The organism is Microbulbifer pacificus, assembly GCF_033723955.1.
Taxonomy (GTDB): Bacteria; Pseudomonadota; Gammaproteobacteria; order Pseudomonadales; family Cellvibrionaceae; genus Microbulbifer; species Microbulbifer pacificus.
Genome location: NZ_CP137555.1, coordinates 2426953 through 2450614, shown reverse-complemented (window position 1 = coordinate 2450614; position 23662 = coordinate 2426953). Strand labels below are relative to the sequence as shown.

At 61.5% G+C, this 23662-nt stretch carries 23 protein-coding genes; 18 read left to right on the top strand and 5 right to left on the bottom strand.

All coding sequences use genetic code 11. From position 1 onward, the window contains the following. Positions 1–9: 9 nt before the first annotated feature. From R5R33_RS10600 to R5R33_RS10565, 8 genes are all read left to right on the top strand, one after another. Complete coding sequence (locus R5R33_RS10600) at positions 10–837, top strand: RDD family protein (protein ID WP_318952672.1); 828 nt, start codon at positions 10–12, stop codon at positions 835–837. Continuing rightward, entirely contained in the window at positions 834–1838 is a 1005-nt protein-coding gene (locus tag R5R33_RS10595) for a stage II sporulation protein M (protein ID WP_318952671.1), read from the top strand. Before R5R33_RS10600 ends, R5R33_RS10595 begins: the two co-directional genes overlap by 4 nt. Then, positions 1835–3445 (top strand): hypothetical protein, encoded by a 1611-nt coding sequence (locus tag R5R33_RS10590; protein ID WP_318952670.1) that lies wholly within the window; start codon positions 1835–1837, stop codon positions 3443–3445. The genes R5R33_RS10595 and R5R33_RS10590 overlap by 4 nt, the downstream gene beginning before the upstream one ends. After that, positions 3442–4785, top strand: a complete 1344-nt coding sequence (locus R5R33_RS10585) for a DUF4350 domain-containing protein (protein ID WP_318952669.1) — start codon at positions 3442–3444, stop codon at positions 4783–4785. The genes R5R33_RS10590 and R5R33_RS10585 overlap by 4 nt, the downstream gene beginning before the upstream one ends. Further along, entirely contained in the window at positions 4782–5846 is a 1065-nt protein-coding gene (locus tag R5R33_RS10580; RefSeq protein ID WP_318952668.1) for an AAA family ATPase, read from the top strand. The genes R5R33_RS10585 and R5R33_RS10580 overlap by 4 nt, the downstream gene beginning before the upstream one ends. Continuing rightward, positions 5843–7171, top strand: coding sequence for a DUF58 domain-containing protein (locus R5R33_RS10575; protein WP_318952667.1), 1329 nt, complete (start codon positions 5843–5845; stop codon positions 7169–7171). The genes R5R33_RS10580 and R5R33_RS10575 overlap by 4 nt, the downstream gene beginning before the upstream one ends. Positions 7172–7209: 38 nt before the next feature. Continuing rightward, entirely contained in the window at positions 7210–7695 is a 486-nt protein-coding gene (locus tag R5R33_RS10570) for a hypothetical protein (RefSeq protein WP_318952666.1), read from the top strand. 170 nt (positions 7696–7865) lie between these two features. Continuing rightward, a complete protein-coding gene (locus R5R33_RS10565; RefSeq protein WP_318952665.1) occupies positions 7866–10010 on the top strand; it encodes a TonB-dependent copper receptor in 2145 nt (714 codons plus the stop codon). Positions 10011–10082: 72 nt separating this feature from the next. Here R5R33_RS10565 and R5R33_RS10560 read toward each other — a convergent pair whose 3' ends face one another. The 5 genes from R5R33_RS10560 to cysK form a co-directional block, all read right to left on the bottom strand. Beyond that, positions 10083–10673, bottom strand: a complete 591-nt coding sequence (locus tag R5R33_RS10560) for an outer membrane protein (RefSeq protein ID WP_318952664.1) — start codon at positions 10671–10673, stop codon at positions 10083–10085. Between the two features lie 104 nt (positions 10674–10777). Continuing rightward, positions 10778–11053, bottom strand: a complete 276-nt coding sequence (locus R5R33_RS10555) for a type II toxin-antitoxin system HicB family antitoxin (protein WP_318952663.1) — start codon at positions 11051–11053, stop codon at positions 10778–10780. 279 nt (positions 11054–11332) lie between these two features. Further along, positions 11333–11545, bottom strand: a complete 213-nt coding sequence (locus R5R33_RS10550; RefSeq protein WP_318952662.1) for a hypothetical protein — start codon at positions 11543–11545, stop codon at positions 11333–11335. Between the two features lie 112 nt (positions 11546–11657). Further along, a complete protein-coding gene (gene cysQ, locus R5R33_RS10545) occupies positions 11658–12494 on the bottom strand; it encodes a 3'(2'),5'-bisphosphate nucleotidase CysQ (protein ID WP_318952661.1) in 837 nt (278 codons plus the stop codon). 90 nt (positions 12495–12584) lie between these two features. Next, positions 12585–13502, bottom strand: a complete 918-nt coding sequence (gene cysK / locus R5R33_RS10540; RefSeq protein ID WP_318952660.1) for a cysteine synthase A — start codon at positions 13500–13502, stop codon at positions 12585–12587. Positions 13503–13637: 135 nt separating this feature from the next. On the opposite strand from cysK, the gene R5R33_RS10535 reads away from it, so the two are divergent. The 10 genes from R5R33_RS10535 (at position 13638) to R5R33_RS10490 (ending at position 23626) form a co-directional block, all read left to right on the top strand. Then, positions 13638–14336: a lysoplasmalogenase gene (locus R5R33_RS10535; protein ID WP_318952659.1), complete on the top strand. Its 699-nt coding sequence runs from the start codon at positions 13638–13640 to the stop codon at positions 14334–14336. 69 nt (positions 14337–14405) lie between these two features. Beyond that, entirely contained in the window at positions 14406–15068 is a 663-nt protein-coding gene (gene yrfG, locus R5R33_RS10530; RefSeq protein ID WP_318952658.1) for a GMP/IMP nucleotidase, read from the top strand. Between the two features lie 200 nt (positions 15069–15268). Continuing rightward, positions 15269–15649 (top strand): RNA-binding S4 domain-containing protein, encoded by a 381-nt coding sequence (locus tag R5R33_RS10525; protein WP_318952657.1) that lies wholly within the window; start codon positions 15269–15271, stop codon positions 15647–15649. 231 nt (positions 15650–15880) lie between these two features. Next, positions 15881–17401 (top strand): S1C family serine protease, encoded by a 1521-nt coding sequence (locus R5R33_RS10520; protein ID WP_318952656.1) that lies wholly within the window; start codon positions 15881–15883, stop codon positions 17399–17401. 39 nt (positions 17402–17440) lie between these two features. Beyond that, positions 17441–17875 carry a DUF4124 domain-containing protein gene (locus tag R5R33_RS10515; RefSeq protein WP_318952655.1) on the top strand — a complete coding sequence of 145 codons (435 nt, stop codon included), beginning with the start codon at positions 17441–17443 and terminating at the stop codon, positions 17873–17875. Positions 17876–18018: 143 nt separating this feature from the next. Beyond that, positions 18019–18897, top strand: coding sequence for an Hsp33 family molecular chaperone HslO (gene hslO / locus R5R33_RS10510; protein WP_318952654.1), 879 nt, complete (start codon positions 18019–18021; stop codon positions 18895–18897). 379 nt (positions 18898–19276) lie between these two features. Next, positions 19277–20824, top strand: a complete 1548-nt coding sequence (locus tag R5R33_RS10505; RefSeq protein WP_318952653.1) for a phosphoenolpyruvate carboxykinase — start codon at positions 19277–19279, stop codon at positions 20822–20824. 159 nt (positions 20825–20983) lie between these two features. Further along, on the top strand, positions 20984–21664 hold the full coding sequence (locus R5R33_RS10500) for a D-Ala-D-Ala carboxypeptidase family metallohydrolase (RefSeq protein ID WP_318952652.1): 681 nt from the start codon (positions 20984–20986) through the stop codon (positions 21662–21664). Positions 21665–21680: 16 nt separating this feature from the next. Further along, entirely contained in the window at positions 21681–22418 is a 738-nt protein-coding gene (locus R5R33_RS10495) for a D-Ala-D-Ala carboxypeptidase family metallohydrolase (RefSeq protein ID WP_318952651.1), read from the top strand. An 80-nt stretch (positions 22419–22498) separates the two neighbouring features. Further along, on the top strand, positions 22499–23626 hold the full coding sequence (locus R5R33_RS10490; protein ID WP_318952650.1) for an AI-2E family transporter: 1128 nt from the start codon (positions 22499–22501) through the stop codon (positions 23624–23626). The last annotated feature ends 36 nt before the right edge of the window (positions 23627–23662 follow it).

Sequence of the window (23662 nt, the reverse complement as noted above, 5' to 3'; positions counted from 1 at the left end):
CAGTTCCCGATGAAGAACGCCTCCACCACTCAGTCGCCCTCCGCCCCCCCGTCCTCGGCGGATCTCGAACCCGCGGGCCTGGATACCCTGTATGCCATCGAAACCCCGGAGGGAATCGACCTGACCGCACAGGTTGCGGGTCCGGTACCACGGATACTGGCCTATTCGGTAGATCTGTTTTATCGCACCCTGATCCTGATCGCCCTCGGTATCGCACTGGCATTTGCCGGCAACACCGGGATTGGCATCTGGCTGCTCGGGTCGTTTCTGCTGGAGTGGTTTTACCCGGTTATTTTTGAAGTTTTTCGCGGCGGCCAGACACCGGGCAAACGCGCCTTTGGCCTCACGGTGGTCAATGACAACCTCACCCCGGTCGGCTGGGGTGCCTCCATCATGCGCAACCTGCTGCGTTTCGCGGATTTCCTGCCGTTTGGCTACTGTGCCGGCATTTTGAGCATGACCTTGAGTCGCCACTTCCAGCGCTTGGGAGACTACGCGGCGGGCACCATCGTCATCTATCGCGCACAGAGTGCCAAATCCACCGCACTGCCAGATGTCGCACCCGCGCCCCCGCCACGAGGCCTTACCCTGGAAGACCAGCAGGCCATAGTCAGCCTCACGGAGCGCGCAGGTGTGCTTAGTCAGGCGCGCCAACAGGAACTGGCGGACCTGCTGCAGCCGATTACCGGCAAAAATGGCGAGGCCGGATTGCGGCAACTGTACGCCATCGGCCACTGGCTGTTGGGGGCGCGCCAGTCCCGCGATAATCGCGACGCCGACAAGCAAGGTGGCAACAGGCAGACGGGACAGGTCGGGACAGAGGCGCGCACAGAATGAAACAGCGGGATTTTGAACAGCGCCACCAACTGCTGTGGCAGCAACTGGAAAACTGGCTCGCGGGTTACCAGAAAAACGTGGTTATCCAGGCGAGCGCGGACAATAGCCCGCCGCAGATCGAGGACATACCCGCGGCCTATCGACGCCTCTGCCAGCACCTGGCCGTCGCCAAGGAACGCCATTACACCGGCAACCTGGTAGCGCGCCTCAACCAGCTGGTTCTGGCCTGCCACCAGCGTATCTATCAGCAGAAGTCCGTATCCAGAAGCCGCTGGCTGGACTATCTATTCGAGGGTTTTCCCGCTGCCCTGCGCGCGCAGTCGCGCTTTGTGTGGCTCGCCTGCGCACTGTTTCTGGCGCCGGCACTGGTGATGGGTTTTGGCTGCTATTGGAACGACGCACTCATTTACGCGGTGATGTCGCCGGAACAGGTCATGGAGGTTGAAGCCATGTACGACCCAGGGAACCGCGTACTGGGTCGCGAACGGGGTTCGGATTCCGACCTGATGATGTTCGGCTTCTATATCAAGAACAATATCGGCATCGCCTTTCGGACTTTTGCCACCGGCATGCTGTTCGGCCTGGGATCGATTTTTTTCCTGTTGTTCAACGGCGTATTTCTCGGGGCCATTTTCGGGCACATCACCCGGGTCGGTTTTGTCACCACGTTCTATCCGTTTGTGATCGGCCACGGCGCCTTTGAACTCACCGCCATCGTATTTGCCGGCGCGGCCGGACTGCGCCTGGGGCACGCCCTGGTAAATCCCGGAAATCTCAGTCGCCGCCAGTCCCTGCGCGAGGCCGGGCACGACGCCATGAAAATCATGTACGGCACTTTTCTGATGCTGGTGATTGCCGCGTTTCTGGAGGCATTCTGGTCCTCCAGTACCGACGTGAGCATTGCGATAAAGCTGCTGGTGGGCGGCTTTTTCTGGCTGCTGGTCATCACTTACTGCTGCCTTGCCGGGCGCCGTACCGCGCACGGGGAGAGCAGAACGTGAATCTCGATAAACTGGCGGTGCACGCACGCCTGCGCTCCAATTGGGAATCCGTCGATCTGGGCATATTGCTCGCGCGCCGACACTGGCTGCAGATGACCCTGCTGTGGCTCATTCCCGCGGCACTGCTTTTTGCGCTGCTGGCCGCGCTGTTTCCCCACAGCCCCAATATGGCGATCTTTGTGGTGTGGTGGCTGAAGCCGCTGCTTGAACGCCTGCCCCTATTGGTGGTCAGCCGGCAACTGTTCGGCGAGCAGCTCACCCTGCGCGAGGCGTTTGCGATGTTTGCTCGCGCCAACAGGCGCGACTGGTTTGCCTGGCTCAGCTGGCGCCGCCTCAGTTTTACCCGCGCCTTTGATCTGCCGGTTACGGTACTGGAAAACGCCACCGGCAGGGTGCGCAACACGCGCCTTGCGCTGCTGCACCGCAATACCGCCGGTACCGCAAGCTGGCTGCATATCGTCGCTGTGCATGTGGAAATGATTCTCGGCCTTGGTGTGGTGGCGCTGGCACTGCTGATGCTGCCGGAGCAACTCGACATCAACTGGTGGTCGCTGCTCAGTGCAGACGCAAATGTTATCCAGTGGCTCGGCAACGGCCTGTCCCTGCTGATCATGGCCAGTGTTGCGCCCTTTTACGTATGCGCCGGCTTCATGCTGTACATCGGTCGCAGGGTGGAGCTGGAAGCCTGGGATATTGAAATTCATTTCCGCAAGCTGTGCGCACGCAAAGAAGCCGCCCTGCGCTCGCCGGCAAAATCCCGTGCAACACCAATTCCTCGCAGCGGCGTTACCTCGGCGCTGCTGTGCGCGACGACTCTCGCCCTGTGGACATTCCTCGCCTCGCCGCAGCCGGCAGTTGCGGACCCGGTCACCCCCAGCCAGGCCCAGGATCTCATCGACGAAACCCTGGCCGGTGACGACTTCCACCTGCGGGAGGATCAGGGCGGCTGGCGGATGCGCAAGCACGAAACGAGCGAGTTCCGCTACCCGGAGTGGTTCATAGCCTTTATCGAGTGGCTGGAAAACCTGGGCAGCGACGACGACGAACCCGCCGACGAAGAGTCGACCAGCAGCGAGCTCTGGGCGCTGCTGGCCGGCATCATCGAACTGCTGCTGTGGGTTGCGGCTATCGCCATCACCCTGTGGCTGCTATGGCATTACCGCCACCACCTGCGCGGTCTGCTGGGCTACCGCCCGCGCCGGAAAGTGGTGGAAATCCAGCGCCCCGCGACCCTGTTTGGCCTGGACCTGCGCCGGGAGAGCCTGCCGGACGACATCACCGCGGAAGTGCTGCGGCTGTGGCGCGCGGGCGCGGAGCGCGAAGCTCTCGGGCTGCTGTATCGCGCCAGCCTGTCGGACCTGATTTCCCACTACGACTGCCCGTTCCAGGACCATCACACGGAAGCGGAGTGCGCGCAGCTGGTGCGCGAGGAGTCGCAACAGGACCGGCGTCTCCCCCCTGAGCTGGTGCAGTTTTTCGGCCTGCTCACCGCTTCGTGGCAACGCCTGGCTTACGCCCACAAGGCGCCGGCAACCGCGCAACTGGAAACCCTGTGCACGCAGTGGCAGCAGGTGTTTCGCAACGAGAGCGGGGAGGTGCGCCCGTGAAGTTGAGCCGCATCGCGATAATTTCACTTCTGCTGCTGCTCGCTGGCGGAGGCGCACTGTTTCTGTTGCTGTTCGAGCGCTACAGCGAAGAGGTGGACCTCGGCTTCGGCACCGAGGCCCAGCACAATCCGTTCCTGGCCGCAGAACAGTTCCTCGAACGCATCGACATTTCCCACCGCCGCGCGGACAACATTGCCGCCCTGTCCACACTCGGGGAGGACGATGCGCTGTTCCTCGCCAGCTCCAGCCAGATCTACAACAGTGAGCGACTGTGGGAACTGCTGGACTGGGTCGAAGGTGGCGGCCACGCCATCGTCGTCGCCCACAGCAGCGGTGGCGACAACGAGCGCGACCTGCTGCTGCAAAAGCTCGGGCTCCAACTCACCCATGGCGACACGGACCTGTATTTCAATCAGCAGGTGCGCGAAGTATTCGGTGAGGACGCCGGCAAGCTGCGCAACAAAACCGCCAGCGAGCTGATGCGCGAACACAACCGCAAACTGGCGGACCCCAAATCCGACAGCGAGGATGACAGCGAGCAGCGCGCCGACACCCCCGAAGTGGAGGAACCCGCAGCGCCGCGCAATCCCGATATCGACCCCGACCGACTGATCAACCGCACCAGTGACAGCGGCACCAGTTACGAACTGTATTTCAACCCGCGCAGGGTGTTTACCCACGAGATGATGGGACAGGGCACGGATATCGATGTGGACGGCAGCCCGCTGCACTGGGTGCCGTTCCAGAACATACCCACCCAGTCGCCACTGGTGTTTTACGAGCGCGGCCGCGGCCGCCTCACCCTGCTGACCGACGGCGACATGTGGCACAACCGCCGTATCGGCGAATTCGACCACGCCTACTTTCTCGCGCATCTTGTGGGCGAGCGCGACCTGGTGATGATCACCCGGCCGCGATTCGACAGCCTGGGCACGCTGATCAAGCGCTTCGCGCTGGAGTTCTTTGTCGCCGGGCTGCTGGCCATCGCCGCGTGGATTGCCAACCGCAGCCGCCGCTTTGGCCCGCTGGTCCCGGCGCCGGCGAGTGAACGCCGCTCGCTGGTCGAACATATCCGCGCCTGCGGGTATTTCTACTGGCGGCAGAACCGCGGCGAAGCGCTGTTTGAACAGGCACGGGCACCGCTGCTGCAGAAGCTCGCCGGCCACAGCGCGGACCGGCTGACGCCGGAAAAATGCCGGCAGCTTGCCGAAACCCTGGCAGCGCGCACCGGGCTTGCCGCCGGCGATATTTTTCACACGCTGTGGGGCGCCGCGCCCCACAGTGAAGACGATTTCACCGCGCGACTGCGCAGCATTCAGATCATCGAGGCCGCCCTATGAGCGATTCCACCGACCAGACTGCGGAACTGCATTCCGATACTCACACCGATCTGCAGACTCAACCGCAGACCGAAGTGCACACCGAAATCGGCTCCGAAACCGAAGACCGCTGGCAGCACGCGAGCGAGCGGGTGAACCTGCTGAGAAACCGCATCAACCAGGTGGTGATCGGCCAGCCCACGGTGGTGGACCAGGTGCTGATCGCGCTGCTCGCCGGCGGCCACGTGCTGCTGGAGGGGGTGCCGGGGCTCGGCAAGACCCTGCTGGTGCGCAGTCTCGCCAGCGGTTTCGGTGGCGACTTCCGCCGCATCCAGTTCACCCCGGACCTGATGCCCGCCGATGTCACCGGCCACGCCATCTACCACATGGCAGAGAGCCGCTTTGAAGTGCGTCGCGGCCCGGTATTCACCAACCTGCTGCTGGCGGACGAGATCAACCGCGCCCCCGCCAAGACCCAGGCGGCGCTGCTGGAAGTGATGCAGGAACAGCAGGTGACCATTGACGGTGAGACCCACGCCACCCCGCGTCCGTTCATGGTGCTGGCCACCCAGAACCCGGTGGAGCAGGAGGGTACCTACCCGCTGCCGGAGGCAGAGCTGGATCGCTTCATGCTCAAGATACTGATCGACTTCCCCAGCCAGCAGGCGGAGGAGCTGCTCACCGCCGCCGCCAGCGGCGGGCAAATCGAGCAGCGACTGCGCGACACTGTGGAGCCGGTGTTCGACGCCGGGGAATTGCAGCAATTGCAGGCGCTGGTACCCCAGGTACAGGTGGACCAGCAGGTACTGAGCTATGCGGTGCGCCTGGTGCGCGCCACCCGCGAATCCTCCCAGTTGCGCCGCGCCGCCGGCCCCCGCGCCAGTATCGGCCTGATCCTGGCCGCGCGCGCCCACGCGCTGCTGCAAGGGCGCGACTTCGTACTGCCGGACGATATCAAGGCCATGGCGGTTCCGGTGATGCGCCACCGGGTGGCGGTATCGCCAGATATGGAAATCGACGGCGAGACCGCGGACTCGGTACTGGCGCAGATCATTGAGTCGGTGGAGGCCCCGCGGCTGTGAAGCCCTCACCCCTGCTGATCCGCCTGCTGCTGATTGCCTGTGCCTGTGCGCTGCTGGTCAGCGCCGCGCGTATCTGGTGGCCCGCGGCCGCCGGCCTGCTTACCAGTGCCTGGTGGCTGGGGTTCTGCGTACTGGCAATGGCCAGCCTGCTGGATTTCGCCACCGGCCGTCACAACCGCGGCCTCAGTGGCCGCCGCCGGCTCCCGGGCAATCTCGCGCTCGGGGTGGAGCAGCGCATCGGGCTGACCCTGGTCAACGGCGGCACCCGACCGCTCTCCCTGCTGGTGACCGATCAGCTGCCGGCACAATTGCGCGCGCAGGGGCTGCCACTCGATATCCAGCTGCAACCGCAGCAGGAAATTGCGGCCCACTACAGCGCGACCCCGGTGCGCCGCGGCCTCGCCGTATTCGGCAAGATTGAAGTGCTGGTGAGCTCGCCGTGGAGCCTATGGCAGAACAAGCTGCTGCTGGGGGATACGCAGGAGATCAAGGTCTATCCGAATTTTCTCGGTATCTCGTCGCTGCAGGCGCTGTCCACCGAACAGACCCTGCGTTTTCTCGGTGTGCACCAGCAGCAGCGACGGGGCGAGGGTCTCGATTTTCGCCAGTTGCGCGAATACCGCCTCGGCGACAGCCAGCGCCAGGTGGACTGGCGGGCCAGTGCGCGCATGCAAAAGCTGATCAGCCGCGAGTACCAGGACGAGCGCGATCAGGAGATCATCTTCCTGCTGGACTGCGGCCGGCGCATGCGCGCGCGCGACGGCGACCTGAGCCACTTTGACCACGCCCTCAACGCACTGCTGCTGTCCGCCTACGTGGCCATCCGCCAGGGCGATGCGGTGGGCCTGCAGTGCTTTGCCGGCAGCCAGAGCCGCCTGCCGCCGGTCAAGGGCGAGGGCGGCATCAACCTGCTGCTGAACCACGTCTACGACCTGCACTCGGGCACCGCCCACAGCGACTACACCGCAGCCGCGGAACAACTGCTGGCGCGCCAGCAGCGGCGCGCGCTGGTGATCCTGCTCACCAATGTGCGGGATGAAGACAGCGAAGATCTCACCAGTGCTGTGGCACAGCTCTCCCGCCATCACCTGGTCATGGTGGCGTGTTTGCGCGAGCGCGTGCTGGACCAGGTGCAGGATCAGCCGGTAGTGGATTTTGACAGTGCGCTTCTGCACAGCGCGGGGCGGGATTTCGCGCGACGCCGCGGACGCCTGCTGCAGCAGCTGCGCGCGCGCAACACCATCCTCGCCGATGCGCTGCCGTCGCAAATGCACCTGTCCCTGGTGGAAAGTTACTGGCAGCTGAAACGCAGTGGTAAACTCTGAGCGCACCTCCGCCCCTTGCCAATGCAGGCTCCGCTAACGTGAACGCCAGACCCGCAACTGCCATCCGCCCCTGTCTGCCCCCGTGGCTGGCAGTTGTGCTGCTGGGCGTGTTCCTCGCGGTGCGCGGCCTGGTGCCCGCCGGGTTTATGCCGACGGCGGTGGCCAGCGGTGGCCCCTACCAGCTGTGTCACGGCGACAGCCGCAGCGCACTACTGCTCAGCCTGGCAGTACCGGCCAGGTCCAGTGACAGAGCGCATGGCGGGCATGGACACGAGCACGGACACGCTCAAGCCCCCCAGGCGAGCCAGCACCAGCACGACGACGCCACCGCCCAGGTCTTTTCCGACAACCACTGCAACTTCTCCAGTGCAGGCGCATCCATCGCCACACGCGCGGATCTGCCCTGGAGCCCGCTGCCCGGATTCGCGGCACCCGCACCCGCGGCACCGGTCGCCCGCAGCCACGACAACGACTATCTGTTCCCACCCGGTCGCGCGCCGCCCATCGCTTCGATTCTCGCCTGAAAAATCCGCCCCGCAGCCTTCCGCTGATGTGAAATTCCGCACCGCCTTTGCACCGGTGTGGATGTGCGCATATGCGTCGTATATGCGTCTGCGGGCACATATATCCCGGATGAGTCAGTCTGGCCGCGGTACTGCCGCCGGCCGCTGGCTCGCCGCATCGAGAATAAGCAATGAAAAAAATTCACACCCAGGCACCGCTGACCGCGGGTGCCCGACAATATTCGCCACTGGCACTGGTGCTCGCCGCCTGCTGCGCCTGTAGCGCACAGGCCGAACCCCTGAAAACGAAATCCGGGGAATCAGAACACGAGGCAATGGAGCAGATGGTGGTCACGGCGGTGAAGACCGAACAGCCGCTGAACATCACCACCGACCCCAAAAAACCCCGCCAGCCACTGCCCGCCAATGACGGCGCGGACTACCTGAAAACCATTCCCGGCTTCTCGGTAATTCGCAAGGGCGGTACCGACGGCGATCCGGTGCTGCGCGGCATGGCCGGCTCGCGGCTGTCGATGGTGCTGGATGGGGAGTCCATCCTCGGCGGCTGCGCCATGCGCATGGACCCGCCCACCGCGTATATCTTTCCCGAGACCCTGGACCAGATCCGGGTGATCAAGGGTCCACAAACGGTGAAGTACGGCCCCGGCAACTCCGCGGGTGTGGTGCTGTTCGAGCACGACCAAGAGCGCCCGCAGGAGACCGCGTGGGACCTGCACGCCAGCCTGCTGGCGGCGAGCGCCGGGCGCACAGACGGCCTGATCGATGCCGCCTACGCCACCCCAGAGTTCACCCTGCGCGGCAGCGCCACCTCCGCTTCCGCAGATGACTACCAGGATGGTGACGGCGTCACCGTGCACTCCCGTTACCAGCGCTGGAACGGCCAGCTCGGCTTTGCCTGGACCCCGGACGACGACACCCGCATTGAACTCAGTAGCGCCCGCAGCGACGGCGAGGCGGCCTACGCCGACCGCGGGATGGACGGTGCGAAATTCGCGCGGGAAAACGTCAACGTCAAGCTGACGCGCAACAACCTGTCGGAGCTGGTGACGTCCGTCGAACTGCAGGGCTACTACAACTACGTCGACCACGTGATGGACAACTACACCCTGCGCGAGCCTGCCGGCGCCACAATGATGGGAGGGGCGACGGCAATGGCAATGAACCCGGACCGCGAAACCCGCGGCGGCAAACTGATGCTGACCCTGGCACCGCGGGGGGATCTCGAACTGACTGCGGGCATCGACACCCAGCAAAACCAACATAGCAATCGCAGCAGCATGAACCAGAGCGCGGTGGACTACCGCAATCTCGAGCGGATCGCGGATGCAGAATTTTCCCAGACCGGCGTGTTTACAGAGTTGAGCTGGGAGCTGTCGCCGGGCAACCGCTGGATAAGCGGCGCGCGCGTGGATGACTGGCGACTGCGGGACCTGCGCGACAACGTCGCACTGTCGATGATGTCGTCCATCGCCAACCCCACGGCGGGCCAGAAACGCGAGGAGTCGCTACACTCGGGCTTCACGCGCTTTGAGAAGGCGCTGCAGACCAATGCAACCGCTTCAGCCACGGTTTACGCGGGTCTCGGCTACACCGAGCGCTTTCCCGATTACTGGGAAGCCATTGCCAAGGAAACCGAGGATTCGGTAAGCGCACTGGATATCGCCGCGGAAAAAACCAGCCAGCTGGATATCGGTTTCATCTACCGCACGGAAAAGATCGAAGCGAGTCTGTCCGCGTTCGCCAATATCATCGACGACTACCTGATGATTCAATCCGGTTTCAGTAAGATGAGCGGCGGCATGGGTGGTATGAGCAGCACCCGCACTACCACCATTGTGCGCAATATCGACGCCCGCTCCTGGGGCGTGGAAATGGATCTGGGCTACCGCCTGAGCGACCACTGGCGCACGGAACTGACCCTGTCATCGGTGCGCGGTGCCAACGAATCGGATGGCACCACGCTCGCACAACTGCCGCCACTGGAAACCCGCGTCGGCCTGTATTACCAGCAGGCGCAGTGGTCCGGCGGCATACTGTGGCGCGCGCTCGCCGCGCAGGATCGGGTGGATATAGGCAGGGGCAATATTGCCGGGCAGGATTTCGGGCCCACGGATGCGGCAAATGTGCTGTCGCTGAATGGTGACTGGCGCCCGTCAGTGGAACTGCAGGTGACCGCGGGCATCGACAACCTGCTGGATGAAAGCTACGCGGAGCACATCAGCCGCGCCGGTGCCGCGATCCCCGGGTTCGACCAGCTGACGCGGGTCAATGAGTCGGGACGCACCCTGTGGATGAAAGCGGTGTATAGCTTTTAAAGAAATGAATTAAACACGTGAATTACGGCCGGCGCCGATCGCAGATCCGCCGGCCTTTTTTATGCCGCCCGCTCAGAAGCGATAACTGAAGTTGACGGTGAGCGTGCGCAAATGCCCGAGATCGAAGCGCCGCTCGTAATCCTCGACGATGTCAAAGTAACGGACGCGTTTGCTCACATTGTTGTAGTTGTACTCGATGGACGTATCGAAATCCTGAGTCCAGTTATAGCGGTAGCCGACACCGGCATTCCAGTAGTTGTCGCTGCTGTCGTTGTTCACGTCATACAGGATGCCGTGCTTTTCCACGGTGCCCACATCAAACTCACCGTAGTTCCAGCCCACCATCCAGTACAGGCACTGAACATCGCAGGTGAGGGTGAAATCCACCTTGGCGCCGATACCCCACTGATCCACCGACACACGGCCGTCGTCGAAGTTGGTGTAGCGCAATTCCACCTGCCACACACCGGCGGCGGGCGTGACGCCGATACTGGCGTAGCCGGCGAAATCCCGGTCGTCATTGATCTGCAAATCACCGGCACCGAGACCTATGGTACCGATCACGCGATATTCACCGTTGCAGTAGCCGTCGAAGGGATTGTTCCACTGGGCCAGTGCGGCACTGGAAGCAAACAGGGCCAGAAGGAATACCAGACCTTTCATTGTCACCATCCTTGGTTAAAAAGTTTAAAAACTTTTTCAAATACTGCTTATTGCTGTTGTCACACCACACTTCACAGCGATGCTTTTGCTGCCCGCTGTGGCATTCAGGAATTTGGGCGCAGCTCGTTGCGCTGGATGTCGATAATTGCCCACACGCCGCCGACAAAGGCGGGGTTTTTACGCAGTTTTTCGAGTTCACCGGGCACCGGTGGCGGATCGCCCACGGCCTGCAGGTCATCCAGTCGCTGGGCAATGGTTTCCGCCATTTTCTGCAGCGCGCCCTCGAGGGTTTCACCGCGGCAGTGGCAGTGGGGAAGATCCGGCGCTATGGCACCGTAACCGGCAAATTCGATGTTATGAACCACGACCGGATAGCGCATGGGACTTTCTCTTTTACATTAAATTTATTTCCCACCAAGCGTAGACCCAATTGTCGAAACTTGAACAAATTTCTCAACAAAGGAAATATTTTTACGACGCCGGTATCCGACGCGACTGAATATGGAAAAAGTATTCGCAATACACGGTAATTTAACGGCACAAATTCCACGGGTACGGGTTTGTATATACGGATATTTCGCCCGCGGCCGCCGGGGCGACAACACTGGTGACACCCGGACAGCGGCTGCGGGCAACGCGCAAAAAAATCCGCGGAGAATTCAGCGGGGAATACGCCCGAGCAGGGCGCGACGGGAAAAGATCATTTCCCGGTAGGTCTGGATCAGCGAAAGGTCAGGGGATTCATCTGCGCCCTGCAGGTCTTGCATCTGGCGCGACAGCCAGGTGATTTCGGTCTGCAGGCGGAAGCGCAGCGCGTGGGTATCCGCCTCACTGATATTCACATGGCTACTGATACCGCGGGTACTGGTCATGGCGTTCCTCCCGGTCATCTATCGATCGTCCCCGGCAGTCGCCAAAAACCACGTGACTGCCGGGATACAGGATAAAGCCTAGACCAGTTTCGCGGGTTTAGCCCACGCTCGCTCAGCCGAGCAGCAGGGATTTCCAGTCGTAGGCGCGATCGCCGATCACATAGAAGAAGGGGTTCAGCAGCGCGTCTTTCTGGTTGTAGCGCAGCAGCGCAAACTGCGCGTCCACCACAACGCCGCCGGCGGCCTCGACCACCGCCTGCGCGGCAGCAGTATCCCACTCGCAAGTGGGTGCCAGGCGCGGGTACAGATCCGCAGCACCTTCCGCCACCAGGCACAGCTTCAACGAGCTGCCCATGTTCTTGAGCCCGGTTTCACCGAGGCTGCCCTCGATACGCGCGAGCAGTTCGTCCACCGCACCGGCACCATGGCTGCGGCTCGCCACCACCTCGATCGGCTGCTTGCCGTCGAGACGCGGCTGCATTGCGCGCACCTGAATGGCCTTTTCACCTTGCGCATCCTGCTTGATCGCGCCGAGGGATTTGCCGCCGGCGTAGGTGATGTCCAGCACCGGCACGTGCACCACCCCCAGCACCGGCTCGCCGTTTTCGATCAGCGCCACATTGACGGTGAACTCGCCATTGCGGCGGATGAATTCCTTGGTGCCGTCCAGCGGGTCGATGATCCAGTAGCGGTTCCACTGACCGCGCACATCAAATGCGGGCAATTTGCCTTCTTCGGAGAGCACCGGCACACCGTCCAGCAGCTGCTCCAGCGCGGGCGCGAGAATCTTGTGTGCGGCCAGGTCGGCGGCAGTTACCGGGGAGTCGTCGGACTTGCTGTCCACCGCGATATCACCGCTGGCGTTGTACACCTCCAGGATCGCCTCACCGGCTTTTACCGAGATGGCGATGACCTGATCCAGCAGTTCCCTGTTTACGACGTTTTCCATGATTCCCCCGATTCTGATTCTTTAACAACAAAGCGGGAGATTATACGCGTGCCACCGCCAGGCGCACGCGCAGTCGTTTTCAGTGATTCCCTAGGCGCTGAACAGGTCTTCAATGGACAGATAGCGCTCACCGGTGTCGTAGCTGAATACCAGCACCCGGCTGCCCGGCGCCAGCTCCTGTTGTTTCTGCTTGAGCGCGGCGAGGGAGGCGCCGGAGGAGATACCCACGAAGATGCCTTCCTTCAACGCACACTGGCGCGCCATCTCAAAGCTGTCCTCCTCACTGACCGGGATGGTGCCATCGAGGATGCCCTTGTTCAGTACCTCCGGCACAAAGCCCGCGCCGATCCCCTGCAGGCGGTGCATACCCTTTTCCTTGCCCGCGATCACCTGGGACTTCTCCGGTTCCACCGCAAACACCTTCAGGTTCGGCATGGCATCTTTCAGCACCTCACCACAGCCGGTGATATGCCCGCCGGTACCGACACCGGTAATCAGGTAATCCAGCCCCTCGGGGAAGTCCGCAAGGATTTCCCTCGCCGTGGTAGTACGGTGCGCGGTCACATTGGCGGGGTTGGTGAACTGCTGCGGCATCCAGCTGTTGGCGTTCTGCGACAGGATTTCCTCCGCCTTGGCAATGGCACCGGGCATGCCGTTCTCCTTGGGAGTGAGCACCAGCTCCGCCCCCAGCGCTTTCATCAGCTTGCGCCGCTCAATGGACATGGACTCCGGCATGGTCAGGATCAGCTTGTAGCCTTTCACCGCGGCCACCATCGCCAGACCAATCCCGGTATTGCCGGAAGTGGGCTCGACGATCACACCGTCTGGCCTCAACACACCAGATTTTTCCGCATCCTCGATCATGCTGAGTGCGATGCGGTCCTTAATGCTGCTGCCGGGGTTGAAGCGCTCCACCTTCATCCACACTTCGATATCATCCCGGAACAGGTGGTTGATACGCACATGCGGGGTGTTGCCAATGGTTTCGAGGATATTGCTGGCTTTCATCTGTCGCTCCCTGATAAGACGATAAAGAGAATGGATACTGATTGGACGGGCGCCATATTTGCTCCGCCACCCGCTTTCGCGAATACTCGCGCAAGAATACTCCCCCCACTACAAAGATAAAAACCAGGAGACTCCATGAACGACCTAGCGATGAATCCGGACCGCCACACCGATGCAAGCCCGACGGCGCTGCCGCAACCGGCCACCCTGCTGTTTGTGCTGGTGGCGGCGCTGTATATGTTGCTGGACGCCACGGGGCCCAAGGCCCTGTGGATGGCGGCACTAAAGATAGTACCCATTGGCATCCTGGTGTGGCTCGCCGCGCAGCGGCTCACTGGCGGCACCCGCGCACTGTGCCTGCTGGCCTTGGGCCTCTCTGCCCTCGGCGACGTACTGCTGGCGATCCCCTTTGCCAACCACTTCCTGTTCGGCCTCGGCGCCTTCCTGCTGGCACAGCTGACCTACACCGTGACCTTTGCCCGCAGTGGCAAGCTGAGCCTGTGCCTGGCCGGGCGCGCTTTTGCGGTGCTGGTGGCGGTTGTGCTGCTGGGTAACCAGGTACTGCCGGGAGCGGGCGAGCTGGCGCTGCCAGTGGGGCTGTATATCCTGGCGATCAGCGCCATGGCGATATCCGCCGCCGCCCACCGCAGTGGTTCATCACTGTTGTTCGCCGGGGCACTGACATTTATGGCCTCCGATGCGCTGATTGCGATCAACCGCTTTGTGGACCCGGTACCGCTCGCCGGCACCTGGATCATGCTGACCTACTACGCGGCGCAGGCGCTGCTGGTGGTGGGGCTGATACGCGCGGATTTGGCGGCGCGCCAGGCTTAGTGGATAATGACCGTTGTTTTTTTGTACAGCTCCGTTACCGGAGCTGTTTGACGAGGGCTGTGCGACGAGATGGTCACGCTGGATTGGAGCCGGATCGACACGGTGCTGCTGGATATGGACGGCACCCTGCTGGATCTGCACTACGACAATCATTTCTGGTTGGAGCACCTGCCGCAGCGCTATGCGGAGGTGAATGGCATTTCGCTGGTGGAAGCGCAGACGCTGGTAATGCAGAAGACCGACGCGCTGCGCGGCACTCTGGACTGGTACTGCCTGCGCTACTGGTCTGAGGCGCTGAAGCTGGATGTGCCGGCGATCTACCGCGAGATCGAAGACCGTATCGCACTGCGCCCGCACACGGACAATTTCCTGCGCAGTCTGCGGCAGATGAACAAGCGCGCGCTGCTGGTGACCAATGCACACCCGGATGGCCTGATGCATAAGCTGGAAGTGACCGGGATTGATCAGTGGCTCGATGAAATCATTTCCTCCCACGATCTGGGGCATGCGAAAGAGAGTGTACTGTTCTGGCATTCACTGCAGGAGCGCCAGCCGTTTGACCCGGAGCGCACGCTGTTTGTGGACGACAACCTGCATGTGTTGGGTGCGGCGCGGGAATACGGTATTGCGAATCTATTGTGTATTCGCCAGCCGGACAGCCGCAGTCCTTCCCGCGAGATTTCCGAGTTCCCCGCAATTCACGATTTTGATGAGATTTTGGGAGCGCGCTGAGGTTTTTGGGGCACCCCGGAATTACCTGCTGTGGCGGCGGAGCACCGGGTGCGGGCTTTCAGGACCGCTGTAAACCCATCCTTGGGCGCTGCGGCGCAAACATCCTGTTTGCGACGCTCCTGAAAACCCGCACCCGGCACTCCGCCTTCGCATCGCGAATTTGGCTTCGTAGCAATTGTTTTTGGTTAGAAACTTAACTGATGGACAAGGTTCGTATTGATAAGTGGCTTTGGGCCGCGCGATTTTTTAAAACCCGCAGTCTCGCCAAACAAGCGATTGAGGGTGGGAAAATTCATGCTGATGGCCAGCGAATCAAAGCCAGCAAGGAAATTTCTCTCGGGATTACCCTGACCATTCGCCAGGGCTTTGATGAAAAAATCGTGGAGGTAATTGCGCTTTCCGATCAGCGTCGCGGAGCGGATGTTGCGCAGACGCTTTACCGGGAAACGGAAGACAGTATTGCGAAGCGCGAACAATTTGCGGCTGATAGAAAGGCAAATAACGCAATGATCCAGAGCGAACGCCCTAACAAAAAACAGCGCCGGCAAATCCACAAATTCATTCGTGAATCACAGGATTAGCGCAAAGTACTTTGCTTACGTAGTGCAGGAATTAGATGCGAAGGGCGGGGGCCGGGGATGGAGTTTCAGGATCGTCGGCAACAGGGAAGTTGCCGACGAAGCGTACAGGGACGTATTCACAGCGGTCCTGAAACTCCATCCCCGGCACCCGACCGCCACAGCACCCCAAACTACTGCACGCCAATCAGAGTGCTAAACTCCCCCAAACCAACGAATAACCAAGAAGCCGCAATGAAACATCTGCTGAAGATCTGCCTGCTGATTCTCTGTTTCACCCAGCTCGCCCACGCCGACAGTCGCGAGCACGAGCAGCTCAAGCGTTCGATCATCAAGATCTACACCACTGCCGCCGCGCCCGACTACTTCAACCCCTGGGCCCTGCTTAACGCCCAGCAACTGTCCGGCTCCGGCGCCGTTATCAAAGGCAAGCAGATCCTCACCAACGCCCACGTCATCGCCGACGGCAGCTATATCCAGGTCCAGCGCCACGGCGACGCGCAGAAATTCCGCGCGCGGGTCAAATTCGTCTCCCACGACGCCGACCTCGCCCTGCTCACTGTGGACGACGAAACCTTCTTCGACGACACCCGCCCGCTGCCCTTCGGCAGCCTCCCCGAACTGCAGGAAGAGGTCACCGTCTACGGCTACCCGATTGGTGGCAAGTCGCTGTCTATCACTCGCGGAGTGCTATCCCGGGTAGAACACCAGTACTACGCCCACGCCGAGAGCTATCTCATGGCCGGCCAGATCGACGCCGCCATCAACCCCGGCAACAGCGGTGGCCCGGTGATCTCCAACGGCAAGATCGTCGGTGTCGCCATGCAGACCAACAACAGCAACGGCGCCGAAAACCTCGGCTACTTTGTGCCGCCGAGCGTGATCGAGCACGTGCTGCAGGATTCCGAAGACGGTGTGCACCAGGGCTTCCCGGAACTCGGCGCGGTGACCCAGAGCCTGGAGAGTCCGTCGATGAAGGCCGCGGCCGGACTCGAGGAAGACCAGGAAGGCGCGCTGGTGGTGCGGGTATTTGAAGACGCGCCAGCGGCGCAGGTGCTGCAGGCGGGAGACGTACTACTGCAGGTGGACGGCTTCGATATCGCCGCCGACCGCACCATCGAGTGGCGGGAAAACCAGCGCACCAACTACCACTATGCGGTGGATCACCACCACGTGGGCGAGCAGCTGCCGGTGAGATTCTCCCGCAATGGTGAGATCCATAACGCCGAGATCACCCTCGCCGCCACCCCGCCCTCACGCTCGCTGGTGCAGGGGGAAAAGTTCGACCAGCGCCCGCGCTACTATATCTACGGCGGCGTGGTGTTTGTGCCGCTGAACATGAACCTGATCAAGCGCTGGGGCAACAACTGGCACTCCAAGGCGCCGATTGAATACCTCAACGCGCGCAACCAGTGGTCGAGCCCCGAGCAACAGGAACTGGTGGTGGCGCTGAAGGTACTGCCGGCGCCGGTGAACCTCGGCTATCACGACTGGAAAAACTGGATCATCGAGTCGGTCAACGGCGAGCAGGTCCACGATTTCCTGCAGTTCGCACAGCTGATGGAGTCCAGTGAAGGGGAATTCGTCGAGCTGCGGGACAGCTCCGGCTACCGCATGGTGCTGGATACCGCCGCCGCCCGTGAGCAGCAGCCACTGATCCTGCAGACCTACCAGATCCCCGAGCGCCACTCCCAAGGCCTGTTTGGCACCCTGGCGGAACGCACCGCCGCGGAAGCGCTCGGCCAGGTCCAGTAACTCCAGGTCCGGTAACGTTAGGAATCAGGGAAGGAATCCGTGAAGTATTCTCTGTCACTACTGGCCGGTTTCGCGCTGGCCTTCAGTACCAGTGCTGACGAGCTATACCGCTGGGTAGACGCGGAAGGCAAGGTTCACTTTGGCGACCGCCCGCCAGTTGAAGCCAAGGCGGAATCGCTGGATGGACGACTCAAGCCCATTAACGGTGCCGACCCCACCCTGCGCCAGGATTTCCCGGATACCGCGCGGTCGCGGCAGATCGAGCAGGAATACGCGGCACGCAAAGAGTCCCAGCAGTCGCAAAGCCGGCAACAGCAACTGAACGCCTGCAAGCACGCGCGCCGGCAGCTGCAGATACTGAAGGGGCGGGTGTATTTCGTGGATGAGAACGGTAAAGAATCCACCGTCAGCGAACGCGAGCGGCAGCAGGAAGCGGTCAAGCTGGAAGCGCAGATCCGCCAGCACTGCGGCTGAGCGGGCCACGGCAGGCGGTTTCCCCGCGCCATGCTCGCTAACATTAGTCGCTAAGATTAAAAGCTGCCCATTGAAGGTCATCGTATTTGGACGCGGCAGGCCCTAAAATCGCCACCCCCAAATTTTCAGCGAGGCACCCAGTCATGTCCGACCAGTTGGAACGCTTTATTTTTTCCAAGCACGACGTGCGCGGCCAGTTGGTCACACTCACCAAGGCCTACCGGGAAGTGCTTGAGCAAAACCACCTGCCACTGCCGGTGCAGCGGCTGCTGGGCGAGTTTCTCGCCGCCTCCTGCCTGCTCTCCACCACGCTCAAATTCGAGGGCATCCTGATGCTGCAGGCCCGCGGTGAAGGCGACGTTCCCCTGCTGGTAGCGGAATGCACCAACCACAGCGATGTGCGCGGCCTGGCGCGGGTCGCCGAAGGTGCGGAAATCAAACCGGATGCGACCCTGCGCGAGCTGGTGGGCAACCGCGGTGCGCTGGTGATCACCGTGGAACCGCAGGAGGGTGAGCGCTACCAGGGCATTGTGCCACTGGAGAAAGACACCCTGGCGGAGTGCCTGGAGGATTACTTTACCCAGTCCGAACAGCTGAAGACCCGCTTCTGGATAGAGTCCAACGCCGACACCGTGGGCGGTATCATGCTGCAGGTACTGCCGGGCAACAACGCCGCCACGGAAGAGGAAAATGCCGACGCCTGGGAAACCGGGGTGCACCTGGCCTCCACCGTCACCGCCGATGAGCTGCACAACCTGCCCCACGACCAGTTGCTGGTGCGCCTGTTCCACGAGCTGGAACCGGCGACCCTGGGCACCGCCAATATCCGCTTCAAGTGCAGCTGTTCCCCCGAGCGCAGTGCGCGCGCGCTGATCGCCATGGGCCCGGAGGATGTCTACACACTGCTGGAGGAGCAGGGCGGGGAGATCACCGCAGACTGCCAGTTCTGCAACCGCACCTACCGCTTCGATCGCGAGAAGGTCGAGGAGCTTTTCAACGCCCCGCCGCACACCCTGCACTGACCCCGCTGACCAAAAGCGCGCCCATGGCGCGCTTTTTTGTACCTGCCAGTCACAAACCGTTCCAGCGATCGGTTCGCTTGCAGGCAAGTTTCTGACTGTAGTTGAAACTACAGAACCATCAATATTCCCCAAATTTATGAAGTAAAAAAACTACATCATAATTTTTGATGAAAAACAGCGAAATATTTTCCTGACAACGCTGTCTTTGATCAAAAAATGTGCGGTTTTTCTGTGATCATAATTTGAAGTTTGCCATAATGCGCCGGCGCGCGAGGTTTGGCCGCTGTACCAACTCGCGAAGGCCTTGAGTTTGTCGCGATATTTGGCGGCACCCCCTACTATTTATTTCAGTGATACAACTTTCATGGGTAATAAGCGAATGGCACAGCAAGTCGATACGGTGCAGGTATTTTCTAACCTTTCCGCCGCGCAACTGGTGGAGCAGGCTCTGCAGCGTGGCGAGGGCCACCTCACGCACACCGGTGCTCTGTTAGCCGTTACCGGTGCGCGCACCGGCCGCTCTCCGGCAGACCGTTTCGTGGTGGAGGAGCCATCCACCGCCGACAGCATCGAGTGGGGCAGCGTGAACCGCGCGTTCCCGGCGGACAAGTTCGATGCACTGTGGAGCCGTGTGGAAGATTTCGTCGCCAGCCATGACAGCTTTGTACAACAGCTGCACGTGGGCCAGGACGAGGATCACTACATTCCCGTGAAAGTGACCACCCACACCGCGTGGCACAACCTGTTCGGCCGCAACATGTTTATCCGCGCCGAGCAGTACAACCCGAAAGGCAAAGAAGAGTGGCGCATCCTGCACGCGGCCAACTTCGAGTGTGACCCGTCCCGCGACGGCACCAACTCTGAAGGCTGCGTGATCATCAACTTCGCCCAGCGCAAGGTACTGCTGGCAGGTATGCGCTACGCCGGTGAGATGAAGAAGGCGATGTTCTCCGTGCAGAACTTCCTGCTGCCGGAAAAAGACGTGATGCCGATGCACTGCGCGGCCAATGTGGGCAAGGACGGCGATGTGTGCCTGTTCTTCGGCCTGTCCGGTACCGGCAAGACCACCCTGTCTGCAGACCCGGAGCGCTACCTGATCGGTGACGACGAGCACGGTTGGGCCAAGGGCGGCGTGTTCAACATGGAAGGTGGCTGCTACGCCAAGACCATCAACCTGAGCCAGAAGAACGAACCGGTGATCTGGGATGCCATCCGCTTTGGCGCCATCGTCGAGAACGTGGTGACCGACAGCGCGGGTGTACCGGACTACGACGACACCAGCCTGACCGAGAACGGCCGCTGCTCCTACCCGCTGGAGCACGTGGAAATGCGACAGCTGGAGAACCGCGCCGGCGAACCGAAGAACGTGATCTTCCTGACCTGTGACGTGACCGGCGTACTGCCCCCGGTAGCCATCCTGTCCAAGGAAGCGGCTGCCTACCACTTCCTGTCCGGCTACACCGCGCGTGTAGGTTCCACCGAGCTGGGTGCGGAAGCGGGCATCAACCCGACCTTCTCCACCTGCTTTGGCGCTCCCTTCATGCCGCGCGCGCCGCGCGAGTATGCGGACCTGCTGATGAAGCGCATCGAGGGCTTCGACTCCAAGGTATACCTGGTGAACACCGGCTGGACCGGCGGCTCCGGCGAGAAGGGCAAGCGCTTCCCGATTCCGGTCACCCGCGCGGTGGTCGCGGCGATCCAGAACGGCGCGCTCGACAACGTCCGCACCGAGCACCTGGACATCATGAACCTGGAAATCCCGCTGGAAGTACCGGGCGTGGACAAGTCCTACCTCAACCCGCGCAATGCCTGGGCCGATTCTGCGGCCTACGACGCGGCTGCGAAAAAGCTGGCGGCCCTGTTTGCCGATAACATCGGCAAGTTCGCGGTCAGCGATGCGATCAACGCGGCCGGCCCCAAGGCCTGATAGCGTATCGATCTAGCGAAAAGGCGGTCACTGTGACCGCCTTTTTTGTGTCCGCCAGCCCGCCACTGGAGAGCTATAGTTTGTGGAGGGGCGATTCCCGGCAATCGTTTTCCCGTCGCCCCCACATCATTAGACCAACAACGCAAACAGGCAGCGGGCATGCCGTCAGGCAATCCACTTTCCACCGTCAAACGCCGCTACGACCATCTGTCCCCCAGCCAGCAGACCAACTGGTGGGTGGTAGTGGGTGTGGCCGCCTTGCTGCTGGTGTTGTTGCTGGGCCTGTGGGTTTACCTGCAGTTCCAGGCGCGGGAAAAGCCCTACACCGAGCTCAAGGGCTACCGCGTCGCCACCGCCGCAAGCCTCAAAGATTTCCTGCGCACCGGTGCCAACCGGCGCGAGTTCGACCAGTTTGTGCTGTTTCTCGAGGAGGCGGGGGTGGCCGATACCATCGAGCCCGAAAACCTGCTGCGCCAGGGTTCCGACTGGCTGGACATCAAAGAGCCGCCGTTCGCCATTCCGCCGCGACAGCAGTGGCCGAATATCGTCGCCACCCTGAAGCTGATCCGCGATGAAGTTATCCCCAGCATCGGCCCGGTGGATATCGTCTCTGCGTTTCGCACCGAGACCTACAACCACAAGGCGGGGGGCTCGCAAAAGAGCAAGCACCGGACATTTTGCGGTGTGGACCTGGTACCGCGCTCGAATATCGGCCGCACCGAACTGGTCGAAGAACTGCACAACCTGCACGCGCGCCTCGGCCCCGCCAGCAATATGGGGCTCGGCATCTACAGCGGCGTGCGCTTTCACGTGGACACCTGCGGTTATCGCCGCTGGTAGCTGAGTCGTCACCAGCATGGATATCAAAGAAACCCCGGATCACGAGTTTGTCGATATTCACATCGAGCGCCGACGGGTGATCTGGATCAGCGCGCTGGTGCTCGCATGCTCCCTGGCACTCATCGTGCTGACGGTGGAAAAAGTACGCGAGCTGGCGGAGCGGGTGGTGCGCCCGGTGGAATATATTCCGGTACCCGAGCCCGAGAGGATCCCGATCACCCCGGAAACACCGATGTCGTTCAAGATAAAAGGCTATCCCGCGGCCTCGGTGGGCGCGTTTGAAAAATTCCTCGACGAGGACAACAACCGGGAACAGTTTGTCAAACTGAAATTTTTCCTCGACACCAAAGGGGTTGGCGACGTGCTACCCGCGTTCGTACTGCTGCGCCAGGGCAGCGACTGGCAGAAAGTGGGCGAGCCCCCGTTCGCCATTCCACCGGAGCGCAGCTGGAAAACCATGGTGAACACCCTGGAGGTGATCAAAAATTTTGTGGTGCCGGAAATCGGCCCGGTGGTGGTGCTCTCCGGCTGGCGCACCTCCAAGTACAACGCCAAGGCCGGGGGCGCGCGCTCCAGTAAACACCTGCACTTCTGCGGCCTCGACATGATTCCGGAGGCGGATTACACCCGCAGTGAACTGCTGCCAAAACTGCGCAAGATCCACCAGCGCCATGGGCGCAAATGGAAAATGGGGCTCGGCATCTACAGCGGCATCCGTTTTCACGTGGACACCTGTGGTTACCGTCGCTGGTAAGCACCGCGCTATCTGGTTACATTAGCGGCTCATCGTCCGACGCATATAGCACGCGCATAACAAAAATCAGGGAGCCGGCAGTGCAGGAAAAACTGGAAAGACGTTCATTTATTTTCACCCTGCTACTGGTAACCGTCGCCTTTGTACTGCTGCTGCAGCCGTTTTTTACCGCAATTTTCTGGGCCTGTGCGGTCGCGCTGATTTTCCACCCGCTGTACCGCTACCTGCTGCACCGTTTTCCCAAATGGCCAAACCTCACCGCGCTGCTGACCCTGTTGCTGTGCCTGATCGTGGTCGTGATCCCGGTGCTGTTGGTGGCCAGCTCGTTTGTCAGTGAGGCGGTGGACCTGTACCAGAGAGTACAGTCGGGTGAGATCAACCTCGGCGCCAAGGTCGAGCAGGTGCGCGCGGCCTTCCCGGGTATTAACGCCGCACTCGAGCGCTTCGGTCTGGATTTTGACGGCATCAAGGAGCGCCTGCTGGGAGGACTGATGACCGCCGGCAGCCTGATTGCAAAAAATGCGCTGGCACTGGGCCAGAACACCCTCAACTTTTTTGTCAGCCTCGGGCTGATGCTGTACCTGACATTCTTCCTGATCCGCGACGGCAACGCACTGGTGGCACTGCTGATTCGCGCACTGCCGCTGGGCGATGAGCGGGAAAAACTGCTGCTGGCAAAATTTGCCGAGGTCACCCGCGCCACCATCAAGGGCAATCTGGTGGTGGCGGTGACTCAGGGTGCACTGGGCGGAATGATCTTCTGGGCGCTGGGGCTGCCGGCGCCGCTGCTGTGGGGTGTGGTGATGACGGTACTGTCGCTGCTGCCGGCGGTGGGCGCCGCCATTATCTGGTTCCCCGCTGCGCTCTATCTGTATTCCACCGGCGAAGCGGTCAAAGCCACCGTGCTGATGATTTTCGGGGTACTGGTGATCAGCCTGGTGGACAACATCCTGCGCCCGATCCTGGTGGGCCGCGACACCAAGCTGCCGGACTATATCGTGCTGTTCTCCACCGTCGGCGGACTCATCATGTTCGGCATCAGCGGCTTCGCCATTGGCCCGCTGCTGGCGGCGCTGTTCATGGCGTTCTGGGAAATATTCATGCGCGAATTCATCAGCCGCGACGAACCGCTGCTGCCCCCGGGCGATCAATCCCCCCTGGACGATTTGTCCAAGCCAGGCGGCTCGACACAAACCAGCGGGGACTGATCTATCCGCACGCGCGACTCGTATCAACGGGAACTC